Raw genomic sequence first — 17330 nt, 5'->3', positions numbered from 1 at the left:
TCACTTCTTCTTGCCAAGGCCAGGCAGCCCGCCGCCGCCGAGACCGGGAAGGCCCGGCAGTTTCATGCCGCCGGGCAGGCCCGGCAACCCGCCGCCGGGAAGTCCGCCGGGCAGCCCGCCCGGCAGGCCTTTGCCGAGACCGGCAGCCTGGGCCTGCTTCTGCAAGGCCTCCAGCTGCTTCGGGTCCATCTTGGAAAGGTCGGCCATGCCGCCGCCGGGCATCATGCCGCCAAGGCCCATCTTCGAGGCAAGGCCGCCCATCATGCCGCGCATCATGCCGCCGCCTTTGCCCTTGCCGCCCATCGCCTTCATCATGTCGGCCATGCCGCGATGCATCTTCAAGAGCTTGTTGATCTCGGCCGCGTCGGTGCCGGAGCCGGCGGCGATGCGCTTCTTGCGCGAGTGCTTCAAGATATCGGGGTTGGCGCGCTCGGCCTTGGTCATCGAGGAGATGATGGCGAGCTGCCGGCGGAACATCTTGTCGTCGAAGCCGGCCGCGGCGAGCTGGTCCTTCATCTTGCCCATGCCGGGCATCATGCCCATGATGCCGCCCATGCCGCCCATTTTCGACATCTGCTGAAGCTGCGCGGCAAGGTCGTTCAGGTCGAACTTGCCCGACTGCATCTTCTTGGCCATCGCCGCCGCCTGCTCGGCGTCGATGGTCTCGGCGGCCTTCTCGACCAGCGAGACGATGTCGCCCATGCCGAGGATGCGGTCGGCGATGCGCTTGGGGTGGAATTCCTCCAGCCCGTCCATCTTTTCGCCGGTGCCGATCAGCTTGATCGGCTTGCCGGTGACGGCGCGCATCGAAAGCGCGGCGCCGCCGCGGCCGTCGCCGTCCATGCGGGTCAGCACCAGGCCGGTGATGCCGACGCGCTCGTCGAAGCTTTTCGCTAGGTTGACGGCGTCCTGGCCGGTCAGCGAGTCGGCGACCAGCAGGATTTCGTGCGGCGACGACACCTTCTTGATGTCGGCCATCTCGACCATCAGCGGCTCGTCGATATGGGTGCGGCCGGCGGTGTCGAGGATGACGACGTCGTGGCCGCCGAGCTTTGCCGCCTGCACGGCGCGCTTGGCGATATCGACCGGGCTTTGGCCGGCGATGATCGGCAGCGTGGCGACCTTGGTCTGCTCGCCGAGCTGGAGCAGCTGCTCCTGCGCGGCCGGACGCCGCGTGTCGAGCGAGGCCATCAGAATTTTCTTGTTCTGACGCTCGGTAAGGCGCTTGGCGATTTTGGCCGAGGTCGTCGTCTTGCCGGAACCCTGCAGGCCGACCATCATGACGACGACGGGCGCGGGCGCGTTGAGGTCGATAGCGACGCCCTCGGCACCGAGCATATCGACCAGCTCGTCATGGACGATCTTGACGACCATCTGTCCGGGCTTGATCGACTTCAGCACCGCGGCGCCGACCGCCTTCTCGCGCACCTTGTCGGTGAAAGAGCGAACCACCTCGAGCGCCACATCGGCCTCAAGCAGTGCCCGGCGCACCTCGCGCAACGCCGCAGAGACGTCCGCCTCCGACAGCGCACCGCGGCCGGTCAGGCCGTTCAGGATGGAGCCAAGGCGCTCTTGTAGGGACTCAAACATTGATCAGACCGCCGTGCGAGAGCGCCTTGGATTCATGCCGATCGCTGTCGGGCCTGCGGCCCTCCACGCCTCTTGTGCGCTCCTGCAGTGATTCAAACATCTTGCTTCCTTCGATCTCGGTTCATTCGACCCGAGAGGTAGTGCGTTCGCGCCGGGTCGCCAAGCAAAAGCGCAAAGCCAAAAAGCACCCGGGGGCGCATCGCGCTGCCGGGTGTTGGCCTCCAGGATCGGTTTACAGCTCTCGCCTCAAAGAGGCTTCGGCGTCCTGGTCGGCTTTCGCGGAGAGGGTCTCGTCGCGGAATTCGTGCGCGTCTAGACAGGAAATCGGCGGCGGAGTCAAGGCTGGGGTCGTTTTGAAGAGCAAGACACCGCGCCCAAAGGCGGTTCAGGGCAGCTTTTCGCCGTCCAGGATGCGCGTATAGAGATCGAGATAGCCGTTTGCCGTCTTGGCGATGGGAAATCGCGCGGCGGCGGATGCACGGCACTGCTCAGGGGACAAGCCGGCGATGTCGGCCAAGGCCTGCGCGAACTCGGCATCGGTGTCGAAGAGGCGACCGGTGGCGCCGTCGACGATTTCGGGCAGCGCGCCGCGCCGTGTCGTCAACACCGGCGTGCCGCAGAGCATCGCTTCGACCGGCGCCATGCCGAACGGCTCTTCCCAGGCGATCGGGTTGAGAAAAGCTCTGGCTTCTCCCAGCAGGCGCAGCTTCTCGTCGCCGTCGACGACGCCGTGGTAGCGGAAGCGGCGGCCGAGGCTCTTGAAGAAGACACCCTGGCGGCGAACCTTGGTGCGCTGCAGGAGCTGCCAGCGCGAGCCGCCGGCGATATCGAGGTGGAAATCGAACGCACGGGCGAGATCGACAGCCCGGTTGAGGTTCTTGCCGGCGCGGGCGATGCCGGCCAGAAACAGAAGCCTGTCCGTCTTGCGGGCGGACAGCCGATAGGCGTCGACCGGAAAGCCGTTGTGGACGAAGGTTTCCCGCCCGTGGTTGCGCGAATGGCTGGCGCTGACGAAGTTCCAGTTTGGCCTGTTTTGCGTGAATTCCGGGTCGAAGCCGTGCATCGTATAGAGCGCCGGCCGCGAAATCTCGATGTACCAGCCATTGAAATGCACGATGTCGGTGTCGGCCGGGATCGCAGCGCGGCATTCGGCGGCCGAAGAGGCCTGCCGCACTTCGCACAGCGGATGGCTCGAGCCGCGACCGGCGATCAGGACCACCTTGTGGCCGAGACGCGAAAGCTCTGTTGCCAGCCAGTCGACCTGCCGCTCAGTGCCGCCATAGCCTTTGCAGGGAATGGTGCGTTCCGCCACCAGCGTGATGCGCATCAGGCGAGCCCGTCGGTTTTCTGGTTGACCACGGTTTGATCAAGAAACCGGCTTCCGCTTTTTTGGATCATGGCTCGTCCGGCCCGACCTTCAGGGGTGAGCGGCGATGCAGAAGCAGGAGCATCGTCAGCAGCGTGCTTACGATGCCGATCGCGGCGATGAGAACGGCGTCCCAATTGGTCCAGCCGGGGCCTTCCAGCGGCTTGGCGTTGAACAGGGCGAAGGAATTGTAGCTCTGCTGGTGCGAGATCAGCAGGAAGCCGATCAGATTGTTGCCGAGATGGGCGCCGAATGCAGCGCCGAGATTGCCGGTCACATAGACCAGCAGCGTCAGCAGCAGCGCGAAGGCGGCGATCGAGACCAGCACGCTGGCATTGATGGCAAGCGTCGAGGCCGGGCTCCAATGCAACGCGGTGAACAGAAGCCCCGGCAGCGCGGCCCAGATCAGCGGGCTGCCAAAGCGGCTGGCGAGGCCACGCAGCAGATAGCCACGGAACAGAGCCTCCTCCGATGAGGTCTGCAGAAAGGCGAGCGGCACGATCGCGAGAAGCAAGAGCAGCCAGGACGAGAACGCGATCGATCCGCGGACGATCTCCGGCTGCAGCCAATAGAGCAGCACCTCGGAGAACAAGGAGGTTGTCAGAACCGCGACCAGGCCTTTGAGAAACCCGCCGCGCGAGATGCGGCGGTCTGGGCCGATCAGCGCCGAGAGCGGCTCGCCATGAACGAAACGCATCGCGGCCCAAAGACCGATCCAGATGCCGGCAAAGGACGCCAGCGCGGTGAGGATGCCGGCGGGAGAGGCAAGGAAATCCTGGATCGGCTGTCCGGTCGCCGGGCCCGGGAGGCGCAAGACGATGAAGGCGGCGGTGCCGGCGACGAGCACGACCAGCGTCACGGCGAGCCAGAAGAGAACGACGATCGCCGTTCCGAGCAGGAACCGGAGCAGGGTGGTTTTCTCGTTCGGCGAGCGCCGGTAGCGCTCGAAGGCGGCGTTGTCGATGATCACACGGGGTCCCCTGCCGGGCGCTTTACGGTCGCATGATCTAGGGGATCGGCGTTTTCGGCGCAATCTCTCCCGTCAGATCCAGCAACCAGTTGGGCCGCTCGACCGCGGGGATCATCGAAACTGGCGGCAGATCAGCCACGGCCTTCCATCGGCGCCGGGCCACCCGTCTAACGCTGCCGCCGGGAATCCGAGCCGGTCGACAACAATTTCGGCTCTCGATTAACCGTTTTGCCGCTTTTTGCCCTTAAGAAGCTTGCCATGAAACGCGTTATCGCCATCGCCGACCGCGCGGCCCTCGTCTCGTTGAAGCTGCTCGCAGCGCTCAACCTGCTGTTTTTCCTTTCGTTCCTGCTCGTGCTGCTGCTGGCCGGCCGCGCGCATGCCGAAGCGCCCGCCTGCGGCGGCAGCGACCTGCTGGCGGGTCTTGCAAAGAGCGATCCCGCCGCCTTCAAGAAGGTCGAGACCGAAGCCGACGCCGTTCCAAACGGCCGGGGGCTGTTGTGGAAGCTCGAGAAACCAGGCGAGGAGCCGTCCTATCTCTTCGGCACCATGCACATGACGGACGCGCGCGTCACCACGCTGCCTGCCGCGGCCCAAAAAGCCTATGAAGGCGCCGACACCATCATCATCGAAACCACCGACGCCCTCGACAAGGCCAAGATGATGGCCGCCATGGCCGCCGAGCCTGGCCTGATGATGTTCACGGACAACACGACGCTGTCCTCGCTGCTGTCGCCCGAGGATGCGGCAGTACTGAACAAGGGGCTCGATGCACGCGGCATTCCGCCTCTGACGGTGGCCAAGATGAAGCCGTGGATCCTGTCGGCCATGGTGGCGCTGCCGGCCTGCGAGGTGGCGCGCCAGAGCGCCGGCGCGCCGGTGCTGGACGTCAAGCTGGCCGCCGACGCCAAAGCGTCCGGCAAGGACGTCGAGGGGTTGGAAACCGCCGTCGACCAACTGCGCGCCATGGCTTCGCTGCCGCTCGCCTACCACATGAAGGGGTTGGTCGAGACGCTGAAGCTCGGCGACAAGGTGAACGACGTCAACGAAACCATGATCGTGCTCTACCAACGCGGCGAGGTCGGCATGTTCTGGCCGCTGTTTCGCACCGTGCTGCCCGACACGGCGGACGACCAGGCCGGCTATGCCGCCTTTGAGCAGACCATGATCACCAGCCGCAACAAGGTCATGGTCGCGCATGCCATGCCGATTCTGGCCAGGGGCAATGCCTTCATGGCGGTCGGCGCGCTGCATCTGCCCGGCCCTGACGGACTGGTCGAAGATTTCCGCAAAGCGGGGTATAGTGTTACCGCCGTCAACTGAGTCGTCTGGCGGCTGGGGAGCGGAAAATGCCGGTTTTTCAGCGCTTTCCGTCCGCCTGCGTGAAACCCATTAGGGGATCCGCGCGTTGATGGCTGCTATTTGATGCCTTTCATTCCAAGGAGGACACGTTTCATGGCGAACCCTAACGACCCCTACACCCCGTCGAGCACGCCGCCCTCGAGGGGCGGTGGTGGCGGCAGCGGGTGGCTGATCGCCCTAGTTGTCATTATCCTGGCCATTGTTGCGTATTATGTTTTTGGCAGAACCGGTGGCGAGCACGCCCCCGCGACTTCCGAGCCGCCGGCCGCGACGACGCCGGCCCCGGCGCCTGCAACGCCTGAACCTGCGCCCGCAACGCCTGCTCCAGCTCCGACGCCAGCCCCGGCACCCGCGCCCACTCCGACGCCTGCCCCGGCTCCGGCACCTGCGCCGTCTCCGTGATCAGGCTATAGCTCCACGACGAACGGCCCGCCGAAAGGGGGGCCGTTTTTGTTTAACTACACCTTTGCCATCCTCGGGCGTTCGGCGCCGGCCGTGACGAGCACCTAAATATGGATCGGCTTGAAGAACGTGGCCAGCGCCGCTTCCTTGACCGCCTCCGACATGGTCGGGTGGGCATGGCAGGTGCGGGCGAGGTCTTCCGAGGAGCCGCCGAACTCCATCAGCACCGCTGCCTCGTGGATCATCTCGCCGGCGCCGAAGCCGACGATATGAACGCCGAGCACGCGGTCGCTCGCCTTGTCGGCGAGGATCTTCACGAAGCCGTCGGTGTGCAGCATGGCCCGCGCGCGGCTATTGGCGCTGAAAGGGAACTTGCCGACCTTGTAGTCGATGCCGGCCTTTTTCAGCTCCTCTTCGGTCTTGCCGACCGAGGCGATTTCGGGACTGGTGTAGACGACGCTCGGGATAACGTCGTAGTTCACATGACCGGCCTGGCCGGCGATCGTCTCGGCTACCGCCACGCCCTCGTCCTCGGCCTTGTGCGCCAGCATCGGCCCGGCAATGACGTCGCCGATGGCATAGATGCCGGGCACGTTGGTCCTCAGATGCCCGTCGGACTTGACCCGGCCGCGCTCGTCCATCTCGACGCCGGCTTCTTTCAATCCAAGGCTGTCGGCATAGGGGCGGCGTCCGGTCGCGACCAGCACGACATCGGCCTCGATCGTTTCCGCCGCGCCGCCCTTGACCGGCTCGAACGTCACGCTGGCGCCCTTCTTGGATTTGGCGACGCCGGTGACCTTGGCGCCGAGCTTGAACTCGAAGCCCTGCTTGGACAGCAGCCGCTGGAATTGCTTCGAGACCTCGCCATCCATGCCGCCGAGGATGGTGTCGAGGAACTCGACAACCGTGACCTTGGCGCCGAGCCTGGCCCAGACCGAGCCGAGCTCGAGCCCGATGACGCCGCCGCCGACCACCACAAGACTGCCCGGCACCTTGGCCAGCGACAGCGCGCCGGTCGAGGACACGATCACCTTCTCGTCGAAGTCGACCTTGACACCCGGAATGCCGGCGACGTCGGAACCGGTGGCGATGACGATGTTCTTGGTCTCGATCTCCTCGACCTTGCCGCCCTCGCCGGTGACCGACACCTTGCCGGCGCCGATCACCTTGCCGGTGCCGCGGAACGAGTCGATCTTGTTCTTCTTGAAGAGAAAAGCGACGCCGTTGACGTTGGAGGCCACGGTCGCATCCTTGTGCGCCAGCATCTTCTTCAGATTGAGTTTTGGCGCGCCGACCTCGATGCCGAGCATATCGAAGGCATGACCGGCTTCGGCGAACATCTCGGAGGCGTGGAGCAGGGCTTTCGACGGGATGCAGCCGATATTGAGGCAGGTGCCGCCGAAGGTGGCGTTCTTCTCGACCACCGCTGTCTTCAGGCCGAGCTGTGCCGCCTTGATGGCGCAGACATAGCCGCCCGGTCCCGATCCGATGATTACGACGTCATAAGCCATGATGGTGTCCTTCTGGTCTGGCCTTCAGCGGCCGCCGCTCACATTCAGGATCGCGCCCGTTATATAGGAGGCCGCGTCCGACAAAAGGTAGAGAACCGCGCTCGCGACCTCGTCGGCCGTGCCCGCGCGCTTCAGCGGCAGCAGATCCTGCATCCGCGCCACGCGCTCGGGCTGGCCGCCGGAGGCATGGATGTCGGTTTCGGTGATGCCTGGACTGACGGCATTGACGCGGATGCCTTCCAGCGCCACCTCGCGCGCCAGACCAACGGTCAGCGTGTCGATCGCGCCCTTGGAAGCGGCGTAGTCGACATATTCGCCGGGCGAGCCCAGTCGTGCCGCCGCCGAGGACAGATTGACGATGGCGCCGCCCTTGCCGCAGTGACGGGTCGACATGCGCTTGACGGCCTCGCGGGCGCAGAGGAAGGAGCCGACGACGTTGATGCGCATCATGCGCTCGATCCGCTCGGCGCTCATCTCATCGACACGCGCCTTGACGTCGACGATGCCGGCATTGTTGACGAAGGCGTCGAGCCGGCCGAAGGCCCGGTCCACCGCCTCGAACATCGCCACCACATCGGCCTCGTTGCCGACATCGCCCCTGACCGCGAAGGCCTCGCCGCCCGCGGCTTCGAGCTCGGCGACGAGCGCCTCGGCGGCGGCCCGGTTGGAGACATAGTTGATCGCCACCCCATAGCCTGCCCGACTGGCCTGCCGGCATATGGCAGCGCCGATGCCGCGGCTGCCGCCGGTGACCAGCAGCGTCTTCTTGTCGGCATTCATTCCTGGCAGCCTTTCAGGGCAAAGACGTCCCACGGTACTTTTGAGAAGCCCGCCGGACCATAAGCGGCTGACATTTCGAGCGACGGTCCGAGATCGGGAAAGATCAGGCTCTTCGGCGCATCCGCGCCCTCGGCCGGCAGCAGACCCACGACGCCCTTCTCATCGGCGCTATAGATCACGCCTTCCCAGACCGTGCAGGCGGCGAGCTCCTCGCCGGTGACGTCGCCGGTCGGGCATTTGTACATCAGCGAGCCGTGCGGCCGCCCGGCGGAGCCCTCGGTCCACATGGCGATGCCATCGAGCACGGTATTGTTGTCGAGTATCATGCGGAATGTGTTGGCGATCGTCGCCGAGGTACCCGTCGGGCTGAAATCGATCTCGGCGCCGCTTTTCGCCTCGCCATAGGCGGCAAGCTGGATCGGGCAAGCGGCCTGGGCATCGGCTGCTACGAGAGCCGCACCGGCGGCAAGCGCGACCGGCCTCGCGGTGCTGAGCCAACGGGCCTTCACTCGCCGCCCCGCCCGCGAGCCTTCATGCTCCACCTCAGAGATCGAGCACCAGCCGCTCGGGATCCTCCAGGCTTTCCTTGACGCGGACGAGGAAGGTCACCGCTTCCTTGCCGTCGACGATGCGGTGGTCGTAGCTGAGCGCCAGATACATCATCGGGCGGATGACGATCTGGCCGCCGACCACCACCGGCCGCTCCTGGATCTTGTGCATGCCGAGGATACCGGACTGCGGCGCATTGAGGATCGGCGTCGACATCAGCGATCCGTAGACGCCGCCGTTGGAGATCGTAAAGGTGCCGCCCTGCATGTCGGCAACCGAAAGCTTGCCGTCGCGCGCGGCGAGGCCCAGCCGGCCGATCTCCTTCTCGATCTCGGCGATGGACATCTGGTCGGCATCGCGCACGACCGGGACCACCAGGCCCTTGTCGGTGCCGACGGCGACGCCGACATGCGCAAAGTTCTTGTAGATGATGTCGGCGCCGTCGATCTCGGCATTGACCGCCGGGATCTCCTTCAGCGCATGGGTGACGGCCTTGGTGAAGAAGCCCATGAAGCCGAGCTTCACGCCATGCTTCTTCTCGAACACGTCCTTATACTTGGCCCTCAGCGCCATCACCGCGCTCATATCCACCTCGTTGAAGGTGGTGAGCATGGCGGCGGTCGACTGCGCCTCCTTGAGCCGGCGCGCGATCGTCTGGCGCAGCTTGGTCATGCGCACGCGCTCCTCGCGCGAAGCATCGTCGGCCGTCGACGGCGCGCGGGCCGCGACCGGTGCGGGAGCAGGAGCAGGAGCCGCTTTCGGCGTCTCGGCCGGCTGCGATGGCGCGCCCTTAGCGATGGCATCGAGGACGTCGCCCTTCAGCACTTGGCCGCGCTTGCCGGAGCCCGTCAGTTGCTCGACCGAGAGATTGTGCTCGGCGATCAGTTTGGCCGCAGCCGGCGCCGGCGGCATGGTGCGCGGCTCGACCGGGCCGGCGTCGCCGGCCATCTTGGCGGTTTCGGCGGCGGCCTGCTTGGTCGTGGATGCGGCGTCCGGACTGGACGCCTGCGCCACCGCCTGCGGCTTGGTGGCGGGAGCGGCGGCTGCGCCGCCGGCCGAAATCGAGCCGAGCAGCGCCCCGACATTGACCGTCTCGCCTTCCTTGACGGTGATCTCGGAGAGCGTCCCGGCGCCCGCGGCGGGCACCTCCACCGTCACCTTGTCGGTTTCGAGCTCGACCAGCGGCTCATCGGCGGCGATCGCGTCGCCGACCTTCTTGAACCACTTGCCGACGGTCGCCTCGGTGACGGATTCGCCGAGAGTGGGGACGCGGATTTCGGTAGCCATTGTGCCTGTCCGTTCTCTTGTCTTCTTGAGGTCTGTTTGGTCCGGGTCTGCTTACTCGCCCAGCGCGTCGTCGAGCAGGGCGGAAAGCTGGCTGAGATGCTTCGACATCAGTCCGGTGGCCGGCGAGGCCGAGGCCGGCCGGCCGGTATAGCGCACCCGCTGATGCTTGGCGTCGATATGCGCCAGCACCCATTCGAGATAAGGATCGATGAACGACCAGGCGCCCATATTCTTGGGCTCCTCCTGGCACCACACCATCTCGGCGTTGCGGAAACGCGACAGCTCGGTGATCAGCGCCTTGGCCGGGAACGGGTAGAGCTGCTCGACGCGCAACAGGTAGATGTCGGTGATGCCGCGCTTCTCGCGCTCCTCGTAGAGGTCGTAATAGACCTTGCCGGAGCAGAGCACGACACGGCGGATCTTGGAATCCTTCACGAGCTTGATCGGCTGGTCGGCCAAGAGCTGCGCATCGTCCCACAACAGTCGGTGGAACGAGCTTTCGCCCGCCATCTCCGACAGCGTCGACACCGCCCGCTTGTGGCGCAGCAGCGACTTCGGCGTCATCAGGATCAGCGGCTTGCGGAAGTCGCGCTTCAACTGCCGGCGCAGGATGTGGAAATAGTTAGCCGGCGTCGTGACGTTCGCCACCTGCATGTTGTCCTCGGCGCAGAGCTGCAGGAAGCGTTCGAGGCGGGCCGAGGAATGTTCCGGCCCCTGGCCTTCATAGCCGTGCGGCAGGAGGCAGACGAGGCCCGACATTCTCAGCCACTTGCGCTCACCGGACGAGATGAACTGGTCGAACACCACCTGGGCGCCGTTGGCGAAATCGCCGAACTGCGCTTCCCAAAGCGTCAGCGCCTTGGGCTCGGCGAGGCTGTAGCCATATTCGAAGCCGAGCACCGCCTCTTCCGAGAGCATCGAGTTGATGACTTCGTAGCCGGCCTGGGCCGCAGATAGATTGTTGAGTGGAATGTAGCGCGTCTCGTCACGCTGGTCGTAGAGCACGGAATGGCGCTGCGAGAAGGTGCCGCGCTCCGAATCCTGGCCGGAGAGCCGGATCGGATTGCCGTCGAGCAGGATGGCGCCGAAGGCCAGCGCCTCGGCGGTCGACCAGTCGATGCCGTCGCCGGACTCGATCGCCTGGCGGCGGTTCTCGAGGAAGCGCAGGATCGTTTTGTGCGCCTCGAAATCCTTCGGCACCTCGGTCAGCTTCTTGCCGATTTCCTTCAGCGTGCGGACCGGCACCGCGGTCTTGCCGCGCCGCTGTTCGTCCTGGTTGTCGGCCGTGCGCAGGCCGGACCAGGCGCCGTCAAGCCAGTCGGCCTTGTTCGGCTTGTAGGACTGGCCGACTTCCCACTCCTGTTCCAGATGCGCGCGCCAGTCGGCCCGCATCTTGTCGACCTCGGCCTGGGTGATGTGACCCTCGGCGATCAGCCGGTCGGCATAGACCTGCACAACCGTCTTATGGCTGCGGATGTTGCGGTACATGATCGGCTGCGTGAAGGACGGCTCGTCGCCTTCATTGTGGCCGAAGCGGCGGTAGCAGAACATGTCCACCACCACCGGTTTGTGGAACTTCATGCGGAATTCCGTCGCCACCTTCGCGGCATGCACCACCGCTTCCGGATCGTCGCCGTTGACGTGGAAGATCGGCGCTTCGATCATCTTGGCCACATCCGACGGATAGGGCGAGGAACGCGAGAAGCGCGGATTGGTGGTGAAGCCGATCTGGTTGTTGATGATGAAATGCAGCGTGCCGGCGACGCGGTGGCCGCGCAGGCCGGAGAGCCCGAACATCTCCGCGATCACGCCCTGGCCGGCAAACGCCGCGTCGCCATGCAGCAGCAGCGGCATTACCTTGGCGCGCTCGGACAGCGGCACGATCTCGCCGCGCTCGCGGCCAGCGAGCTGGTCCTGCTTGGCGCGCGCCTTGCCCATCACGACCGGGTCGACGATTTCCAGGTGCGAGGGGTTGGCCGTCAGCGACAGGTGCACCTTGTTGCCGTCGAACTCGCGGTCCGAGGAAGCGCCGAGATGGTACTTCACGTCGCCCGAGCCCTCGACGTCGTCGGGAGCGGCCGAGCCGCCTTTGAATTCGTGGAAGATGGCGCGGTGCGGCTTGGCCATGACCTGCGAAAGCACGTTGAGGCGGCCGCGATGGGCCATGCCGAGCACGGCCTCCTTCAGGCCGAGCTGGCCGCCGCGCTTGATGATCTGCTCCAGCGCCGGGATCAGCGACTCGCCGCCGTCGAGGCCGAAGCGCTTGGTGCCCTTGTACTTGACGTCGATAAATTGCTCGAAGCCTTCGGCCTCGACCAGCTTCGACAGGATCGCCTTCTTGCCGGTGGCAGTGAAGGTGATCTCCTTGTCGGCGCCCTCGATGCGCGCCTGGATCCAGGCCTTTTCCTCAGGGTCGGAGATGTGCATGAACTCAACGCCGAGCGTCGAGCAATAGGTGCGGGTGAGGATATCAAGCATCTGCCGGATGGTGCCGAACTCGAGCCCCAGCACATTGTCGAGGAAGATCGGCCGGTCGTAGTCGGCTTCGGTGAAGCCGTAATTCTCCGGCGACAGCTCGTTATAGTCCTCAAGCGGCTTGGCGATGCCCAGCGGGTCGAGATTGGCGTGCAGGTGGCCGCGCATGCGAAAGGCGCGGATCATCATGATGGCGCGCACCGAATCGCGCGTCGCCTGGTGAACGTCGGCATCGGAAAGGGCCGCGCCGTTGACGACCGCCTTTTCCTTCACCTTCTTTTCGATGTGCTTTTCGACCAGGCCCCAATTGCCGTCGAGCGCCGAAACCAGCTCACCATTGGCCTGCATCGGCCAGGAAGGCTTCGCCCAGGAAGCGCCCTTGGCGTTCTTGCGCACGTCGCCCGCATCGTCCTTCAGCGCGGCGAAGAAGTCCTGCCATTCCGGATCGACGGAGCCGGGGTTGTCCTCATAGGCGGCATAGAGCGCGTCGATATAGTCGGCATTGCCGCCATAAAGGAACGAGGTGAGCGAGAATTGGTCGTTGGCCTGATCTTGTCTTGCCATTTTCGTCTGCGGAGCCTGGCTCCGTCTCCTTTTATGGAAGGGAGTAGGGGAGTAAGGCAGTAGGGGAGTAGGGCATTTTTTGCCGCTGATCTTTCCCTGCTGCCCTATTCCCTTACTCCCTACTCCCTTAACCTTTGATCGCCTCGACCAGCGTCGTGCCGAGCCGCGCCGGTGACGGCGAAACCTTGATGCCGGCCGATTCCATCGCCGCGATCTTGTCTTCCGCGCCGCCCTTGCCGCCGGAGATCACCGCGCCCGCATGGCCCATGGTGCGGCCGGCGGGCGCCGTGCGCCCGGCAATGAAGCCCGCCATCGGTTTCTTGCGGCCGCGCTTTGCCTCGTCCTTCAAGAACTGCGCGGCGTCTTCCTCGGCCGAGCCGCCGATCTCGCCGATCATGATGATCGATTTGGTCTCGTCGTCGGCGAGGAACATCTCGAGCACGTCGATGAACTCGGTGCCCTTGACCGGGTCGCCGCCGATGCCGACAGCAGTGGTCTGGCCGAGGCCGACATTGCTGGTCTGGAAGACCGCTTCATAGGTAAGCGTTCCCGAGCGGGAAACAACGCCGACCGAGCCCTTGCGGAAGATGTTGCCGGGCATGATGCCGATCTTGCATTCGTCGGGGGTCAAAACTCCCGGGCAGTTCGGGCCGATCAGCCGCGAGGAGGAGCGGTCGAGCCGCGCCTTGACCTTGACCATGTCCATAACCGGGATGCCCTCGGTGATGCAGACGATCAGCGGGATCTCGGCCTCGATCGCCTCGATGATCGCTTCGCCCGCGCCTGCCGGCGGCACATAGATGACGGAGGCGTTGGCGCCGGTCTTCTCCTTGCCCTCGGCGACGGTGGCGAAGATCGGCAGGGTCTCTCCCTTCGCGCCGGTCCAGGTCTCGCCGCCCTTCTTCGGATGGACGCCGCCAACCATCTTGGTGGCGTGATAGGCCAGCGCCTGCTCGGTATGGAAGGTGCCGGTCTTGCCGGTCAGGCCCTGCACCAGCACCTTGGTATTCTTGTCGACGAGAATGGACATCGCGGCCCTTTTCTAAAAACCGTTGATCGAGGAAGGCGAAACGCGCCGGTAGAGGCCGCTCACCATGTCTTGCCAGGCGTCGCTGCCAGCGGGCTTGAAGTGCAATCGCATGCGGTAAGTATCAGTGCCGTCAAAACTGTAAGTCACGCGAGCCGAGCCGCGCGGCGACGACCGTTCCAGCACAAGCTCGTTGCCGTTCCATGTGCCCGTAGCCGGTGTGACCGGCACGAAACCCATCGAGTCGAACTGATGCATGGTGACGACGTCGTTCGGCTGATCGAAGCCGAACACATTATGCGCGCCGAACGAGATCGTGCCGTCGCGGCGCTGGCGGTAGCGCTGGACCACGAACTGGCCGCCGAACTGCGCGTCCGCAAGCACTTCCGAAGTCGCGGCGCCGGCATCGGTCCATTGCGTCGCCGCGACATCTTCCTCGCCACGCCACGCGCCGACCAGCGCCTGCAGGCGCTGGTGATCGGCCGAGAGGGATGAGAAAGGCGTCGCGTTCATGGCTCAGAGCCGCTTCAGATCGGTGACGGTGAGGTCGCTTTGGGCATTGCCGGTGTTGAGGGTGGTCGCCGGCTCGAACATAAGCACCACGGGCTCGACAGTCAGCGACCGCGGCCGATGCTCGACGCCGCGCGGCACGACAATGAAATCGCCCTCGCCGAGCTCGACCGGCCCGTCGCGGAAATCGATGGCGATCTTGCCGCGCAGCACGAGGAAGGCCTCGTCCTCGTCATCATGCGCGTGCCAGTCGAAAACCTCGCCGAACTTGGCGACCTTGGCTTGGCTGTCGTTGACGTCGCCGGCGATGTGCGGATCGAAGACCTTGGCGATCTTCGCATCCGCCGCCTCGACCAGATTTATCTTGCGCGGAGGCATCCGCTTTAGCCCTTCACCGCCTTGACGATCTTCTTGGCCGCGTCGTCGAGGTCGTCTGCCGAGACGACGTTCAAGCCGCTGTCATTGATGATCTTCTTGCCGAGCTCGGCATTGGTGCCTTCCAGCCGCACGACCAGCGGCACCTTCAGCCCGACTTCCTTGACCGCGGCGATCACGCCCTCGGCGATGACATCGCACTTCATGATGCCGCCGAAGATGTTGATCAGGATGCCTTCGACCGCCGGATCCTTGGTGATGATCTTGAAGGCCGCCGTCACTTTCTCCTTCGAGGCTCCGCCGCCGACATCGAGGAAGTTGGCCGGCTCGGCGCCGTAGAGCTTGATGATGTCCATCGTCGCCATCGCGAGGCCGGCGCCGTTGACCATGCAGCCGATATTGCCCTCGAGCGCGACATAGGCGAGGTCGTATTTCGACGCCTCGATCTCCTTCTCATCCTCTTCGGTGGTGTCGCGCAGCTCCATCACGTCGGGATGGCGGAAGAGAGCGTTGTTGTCGAACGACACCTTGGCGTCCAGCACGCGCAGCTGGCCGTTCTTCATGACGATCAGCGGATTGACCTCGAGCAGGCTCATGTCCTTCTCGACGAAGGCCCTGTAGAGCAGCGGGAACAGCGTGCCGCCGTCTTGCGCCGCATCGCCGTCGAGCTGCAGCGCGGCGTTGAGCTTCTTCACATCATCGGCCGTCACGCCCTTTTCCGGATCGATGGCGACGGTGAGGATCTTTTCCGGCGTGTCATGCGCGACCGCCTCGATATCCATGCCGCCCTCGGTCGAGACGACGAAGGCGATGCGCCCGACGGAACGGTCGACCAGGATCGACAGATAGAGCTCGCGGTCGATATCGGCGCCGTCCTCGATATAGAGGCGATTGACCTGCTTGCCGGCCGGTCCGGTCTGCTTGGTGACCAGCGTTTGGCCGAGCATCTCGTTGGCGTTGGCGACCACTTCGGCCGCCGACTTCGCCAGCCGCACGCCGCCCTTGGCGTCGGGGCCGAGTTCCTTGAACTTGCCCTTGCCGCGGCCGCCGGCATGGATCTGGCTCTTCACCACATAGAGCGGGCCGGGCAGCGTCTTGGCGGCGGCTTCCGCCTCGCTCGCCTTGAACACCGGAACGCCGCTTGCGACGGGCGCGCCGAACGACTTCAGCAGCGCCTTGGCCTGATATTCATGGATGTTCATGCGCTTGGTCTCCGGAGAGGGACGATTACTTGCCGGCGAGATGCGGGGCGATCTTGGTGCAGGCCTCGGTGAGGCCCTGCACGGCCGCCACCGAATTGTCGAACATCTTCTGCTCGGCCTTGGAGAGGTCGATCTCGATGACGCGCTCGACACCGCCGGCGCCGATCACCACGGGGACGCCGACATAGGTCCCCTTGACGCCGTACTGGCCAGACAGGTGCGCAGCGCAGGGCAGCACGCGCTTCTTGTCTTTCAGGTACGATTCGGCCATGGCGATGGCCGAGGCGGCCGGCGCGTAATAGGCTGAGCCCGTTTTCAAGAGGCCGACGATCTCGGCGCCGCCGTCGCGGGTGCGCTGCACGATCTGGTCGAGCTTGTCCTTGGAGGTCCAGCCCATCTTGACGAGGTCGGGCAGCGGGATGCCCGACACGGTCGAATAGCGGATCATCGGCACCATCGAATCGCCATGGCCGCCGAGCACGAAGGCGGTGACGTCCTCGACCGAGACCTTGAACTCTTCCGCCAGGAAGTAGCGGAAGCGGGCGCTGTCCAGCACGCCGGCCATGCCGATGACATGGCTGGTCGGCAGGCCCGAAAACTTCTGCAGTGCCCAGACCATGGCATCGAGCGGGTTGGTGATGCAGATGACGAACGCCTTCGGCGCGTATTTCTTGAGACCCGCGCCGACCTGTTCCATGACCTTGAGATTGATGCCGAGAAGATCGTCGCGGCTCATGCCGGGCTTGCGCGGCACGCCGGCGGTGACGATGCAGACATCCGCGCCCTCGATGCCGGCATAGTCGTTGACGCCTGTCAGTCTGGAGTCAAATCCGTCGACCGGCGAGGACTGGGCGATGTCGAGACCCTTGCCCTGCGGAATGCCCTCGGCGATGTCAAACAGCACCACGTCGCCGAGATCCTTCAGGCCGATCATATGGGCGAGCGTGCCGCCGATCATGCCCGAGCCGATGAGCGCTATCTTGTTGCGTGCCATGTCAGGATGTTTTCCCTTTGTCTGTGACGGTGCCGTGACGGGGGCCGGGGGCCGGAAGGAATGCGGGAAACCGCAGGATTTCGCCGAACCCAATAGCTCCGGCATGGAGAAAATTCAAACGGTTATTTTGCACCTAGTGTTTTCAATCGGTTAGATGCATTGGGAATTACGTAAACGTCAAAATTTTCGAGGTAACTGAACAGAATTTATACAATAAACGATGAAACCAGAAGGCCTTCATCCCGGCGATGACGCCGTTGTGATTTTAGGACGGGCGGACAGAGGCAAGTGGGGCGGCCGAGCGGTTTGGCAGGTGCGCATTCAAGCGACGAAGCGCTTATCGCTTCGCGTCGCTCTGTCTAAGGA

Annotated in this window: 14 protein-coding genes; 1 reads left to right on the top strand and 13 read right to left on the bottom strand. The window is 64.6% G+C overall.

Annotated elements, in window-relative coordinates:
- From ffh to P9228_RS01045, 3 genes are all read right to left on the bottom strand, one after another.
- Positions 1-1590, bottom strand: coding sequence for a signal recognition particle protein (gene ffh / locus P9228_RS01055; protein WP_127243210.1), 1590 nt, complete (start codon positions 1588-1590; stop codon positions 1-3).
- A gap of 385 nt (positions 1591-1975) precedes the next feature.
- Positions 1976-2917, bottom strand: coding sequence for a glycosyltransferase (locus tag P9228_RS01050; protein ID WP_278051846.1), 942 nt, complete (start codon positions 2915-2917; stop codon positions 1976-1978).
- Between the two features lie 67 nt (positions 2918-2984).
- Positions 2985-3926, bottom strand: coding sequence for a CPBP family intramembrane glutamic endopeptidase (locus P9228_RS01045; protein WP_278051844.1), 942 nt, complete (start codon positions 3924-3926; stop codon positions 2985-2987).
- A 258-nt stretch (positions 3927-4184) separates the two neighbouring features.
- Here P9228_RS01045 and P9228_RS01040 point away from each other — a divergent pair, with 258 nt between their 5' ends.
- Positions 4185-5249, top strand: coding sequence for a TraB/GumN family protein (locus P9228_RS01040; RefSeq protein WP_278051842.1), 1065 nt, complete (start codon positions 4185-4187; stop codon positions 5247-5249).
- 545 nt (positions 5250-5794) lie between these two features.
- Here P9228_RS01040 and lpdA read toward each other — a convergent pair.
- From lpdA to mdh, 10 genes are all read right to left on the bottom strand, one after another.
- Entirely contained in the window at positions 5795-7201 is a 1407-nt protein-coding gene (gene lpdA, locus P9228_RS01035; protein ID WP_278051840.1) for a dihydrolipoyl dehydrogenase, read from the bottom strand.
- Positions 7202-7225: 24 nt separating this feature from the next.
- Complete coding sequence (locus P9228_RS01030) at positions 7226-7981, bottom strand: SDR family oxidoreductase (protein ID WP_067323632.1); 756 nt, start codon at positions 7979-7981, stop codon at positions 7226-7228.
- The gene (locus tag P9228_RS01025) at positions 7978-8400 is read right to left on the bottom strand and encodes a hypothetical protein (protein WP_245307513.1); all 423 of its coding nucleotides are present in this window, start codon (positions 8398-8400) and stop codon (positions 7978-7980) included. The genes P9228_RS01030 and P9228_RS01025 overlap by 4 nt, the downstream gene beginning before the upstream one ends.
- A gap of 124 nt (positions 8401-8524) precedes the next feature.
- A complete protein-coding gene (odhB, locus tag P9228_RS01020; RefSeq protein ID WP_067323636.1) occupies positions 8525-9817 on the bottom strand; it encodes a 2-oxoglutarate dehydrogenase complex dihydrolipoyllysine-residue succinyltransferase in 1293 nt (430 codons plus the stop codon).
- Between the two features lie 51 nt (positions 9818-9868).
- Positions 9869-12856: a 2-oxoglutarate dehydrogenase E1 component gene (locus tag P9228_RS01015; RefSeq protein ID WP_095782743.1), complete on the bottom strand. Its 2988-nt coding sequence runs from the start codon at positions 12854-12856 to the stop codon at positions 9869-9871.
- Positions 12857-12983: 127 nt separating this feature from the next.
- Positions 12984-13886 carry a succinate--CoA ligase subunit alpha gene (gene sucD, locus P9228_RS01010; RefSeq protein ID WP_278051835.1) on the bottom strand — a complete coding sequence of 301 codons (903 nt, stop codon included), beginning with the start codon at positions 13884-13886 and terminating at the stop codon, positions 12984-12986.
- A 12-nt stretch (positions 13887-13898) separates the two neighbouring features.
- Entirely contained in the window at positions 13899-14396 is a 498-nt protein-coding gene (locus P9228_RS01005; protein ID WP_067323643.1) for a DUF1579 family protein, read from the bottom strand.
- A gap of 3 nt (positions 14397-14399) precedes the next feature.
- Entirely contained in the window at positions 14400-14771 is a 372-nt protein-coding gene (locus tag P9228_RS01000) for a cupin domain-containing protein (protein ID WP_278051833.1), read from the bottom strand.
- A gap of 5 nt (positions 14772-14776) precedes the next feature.
- On the bottom strand, positions 14777-15970 hold the full coding sequence (gene sucC, locus P9228_RS00995) for an ADP-forming succinate--CoA ligase subunit beta (RefSeq protein ID WP_127240720.1): 1194 nt from the start codon (positions 15968-15970) through the stop codon (positions 14777-14779).
- A gap of 25 nt (positions 15971-15995) precedes the next feature.
- A complete protein-coding gene (mdh, locus tag P9228_RS00990; protein ID WP_095825158.1) occupies positions 15996-16964 on the bottom strand; it encodes a malate dehydrogenase in 969 nt (322 codons plus the stop codon).
- Positions 16965-17330: the final 366 nt, after the last annotated feature.

It is taken from the genome of Mesorhizobium sp. WSM4898 (assembly GCF_029625845.1).
Classification (GTDB): Bacteria; Pseudomonadota; Alphaproteobacteria; order Rhizobiales; family Rhizobiaceae; genus Mesorhizobium.
The sequence above is the reverse complement of the archived record's forward strand: the minus strand, read 5'-3'. Positions and strand labels throughout refer to the sequence as shown.

Excerpts from the sequence above, each read along its gene's own strand:
- P9228_RS01015 (WP_095782743.1), bottom strand. The coding sequence starts at position 12,856 with ATGGCAAGACAAGATCAGGCCAACGACCAATTCTCGCTCACCTCGTTC.
- P9228_RS01040 (WP_278051842.1), top strand. The coding sequence starts at position 4,185 with ATGAAACGCGTTATCGCCATCGCCGACCGCGCGGCCCTCGTCTCGTTG.
- P9228_RS01050 (WP_278051846.1), bottom strand. The coding sequence starts at position 2,917 with ATGCGCATCACGCTGGTGGCGGAACGCACCATTCCCTGCAAAGGCTAT.
- P9228_RS01005 (WP_067323643.1), bottom strand. The coding sequence starts at position 14,396 with ATGAACGCGACGCCTTTCTCATCCCTCTCGGCCGATCACCAGCGCCTG.
- mdh (WP_095825158.1), bottom strand. The coding sequence starts at position 16,964 with ATGGCACGCAACAAGATAGCGCTCATCGGCTCGGGCATGATCGGCGGC.
- sucC (WP_127240720.1), bottom strand. The coding sequence starts at position 15,970 with ATGAACATCCATGAATATCAGGCCAAGGCGCTGCTGAAGTCGTTCGGC.
- P9228_RS01030 (WP_067323632.1), bottom strand. The coding sequence starts at position 7,981 with ATGAATGCCGACAAGAAGACGCTGCTGGTCACCGGCGGCAGCCGCGGC.
- ffh (WP_127243210.1), bottom strand. The coding sequence starts at position 1,590 with ATGTTTGAGTCCCTACAAGAGCGCCTTGGCTCCATCCTGAACGGCCTG.
- odhB (WP_067323636.1), bottom strand. The coding sequence starts at position 9,817 with ATGGCTACCGAAATCCGCGTCCCCACTCTCGGCGAATCCGTCACCGAG.
- lpdA (WP_278051840.1), bottom strand. The coding sequence starts at position 7,201 with ATGGCTTATGACGTCGTAATCATCGGATCGGGACCGGGCGGCTATGTC.
- sucD (WP_278051835.1), bottom strand. The coding sequence starts at position 13,886 with ATGTCCATTCTCGTCGACAAGAATACCAAGGTGCTGGTGCAGGGCCTG.
- P9228_RS01000 (WP_278051833.1), bottom strand. The coding sequence starts at position 14,771 with ATGCCTCCGCGCAAGATAAATCTGGTCGAGGCGGCGGATGCGAAGATC.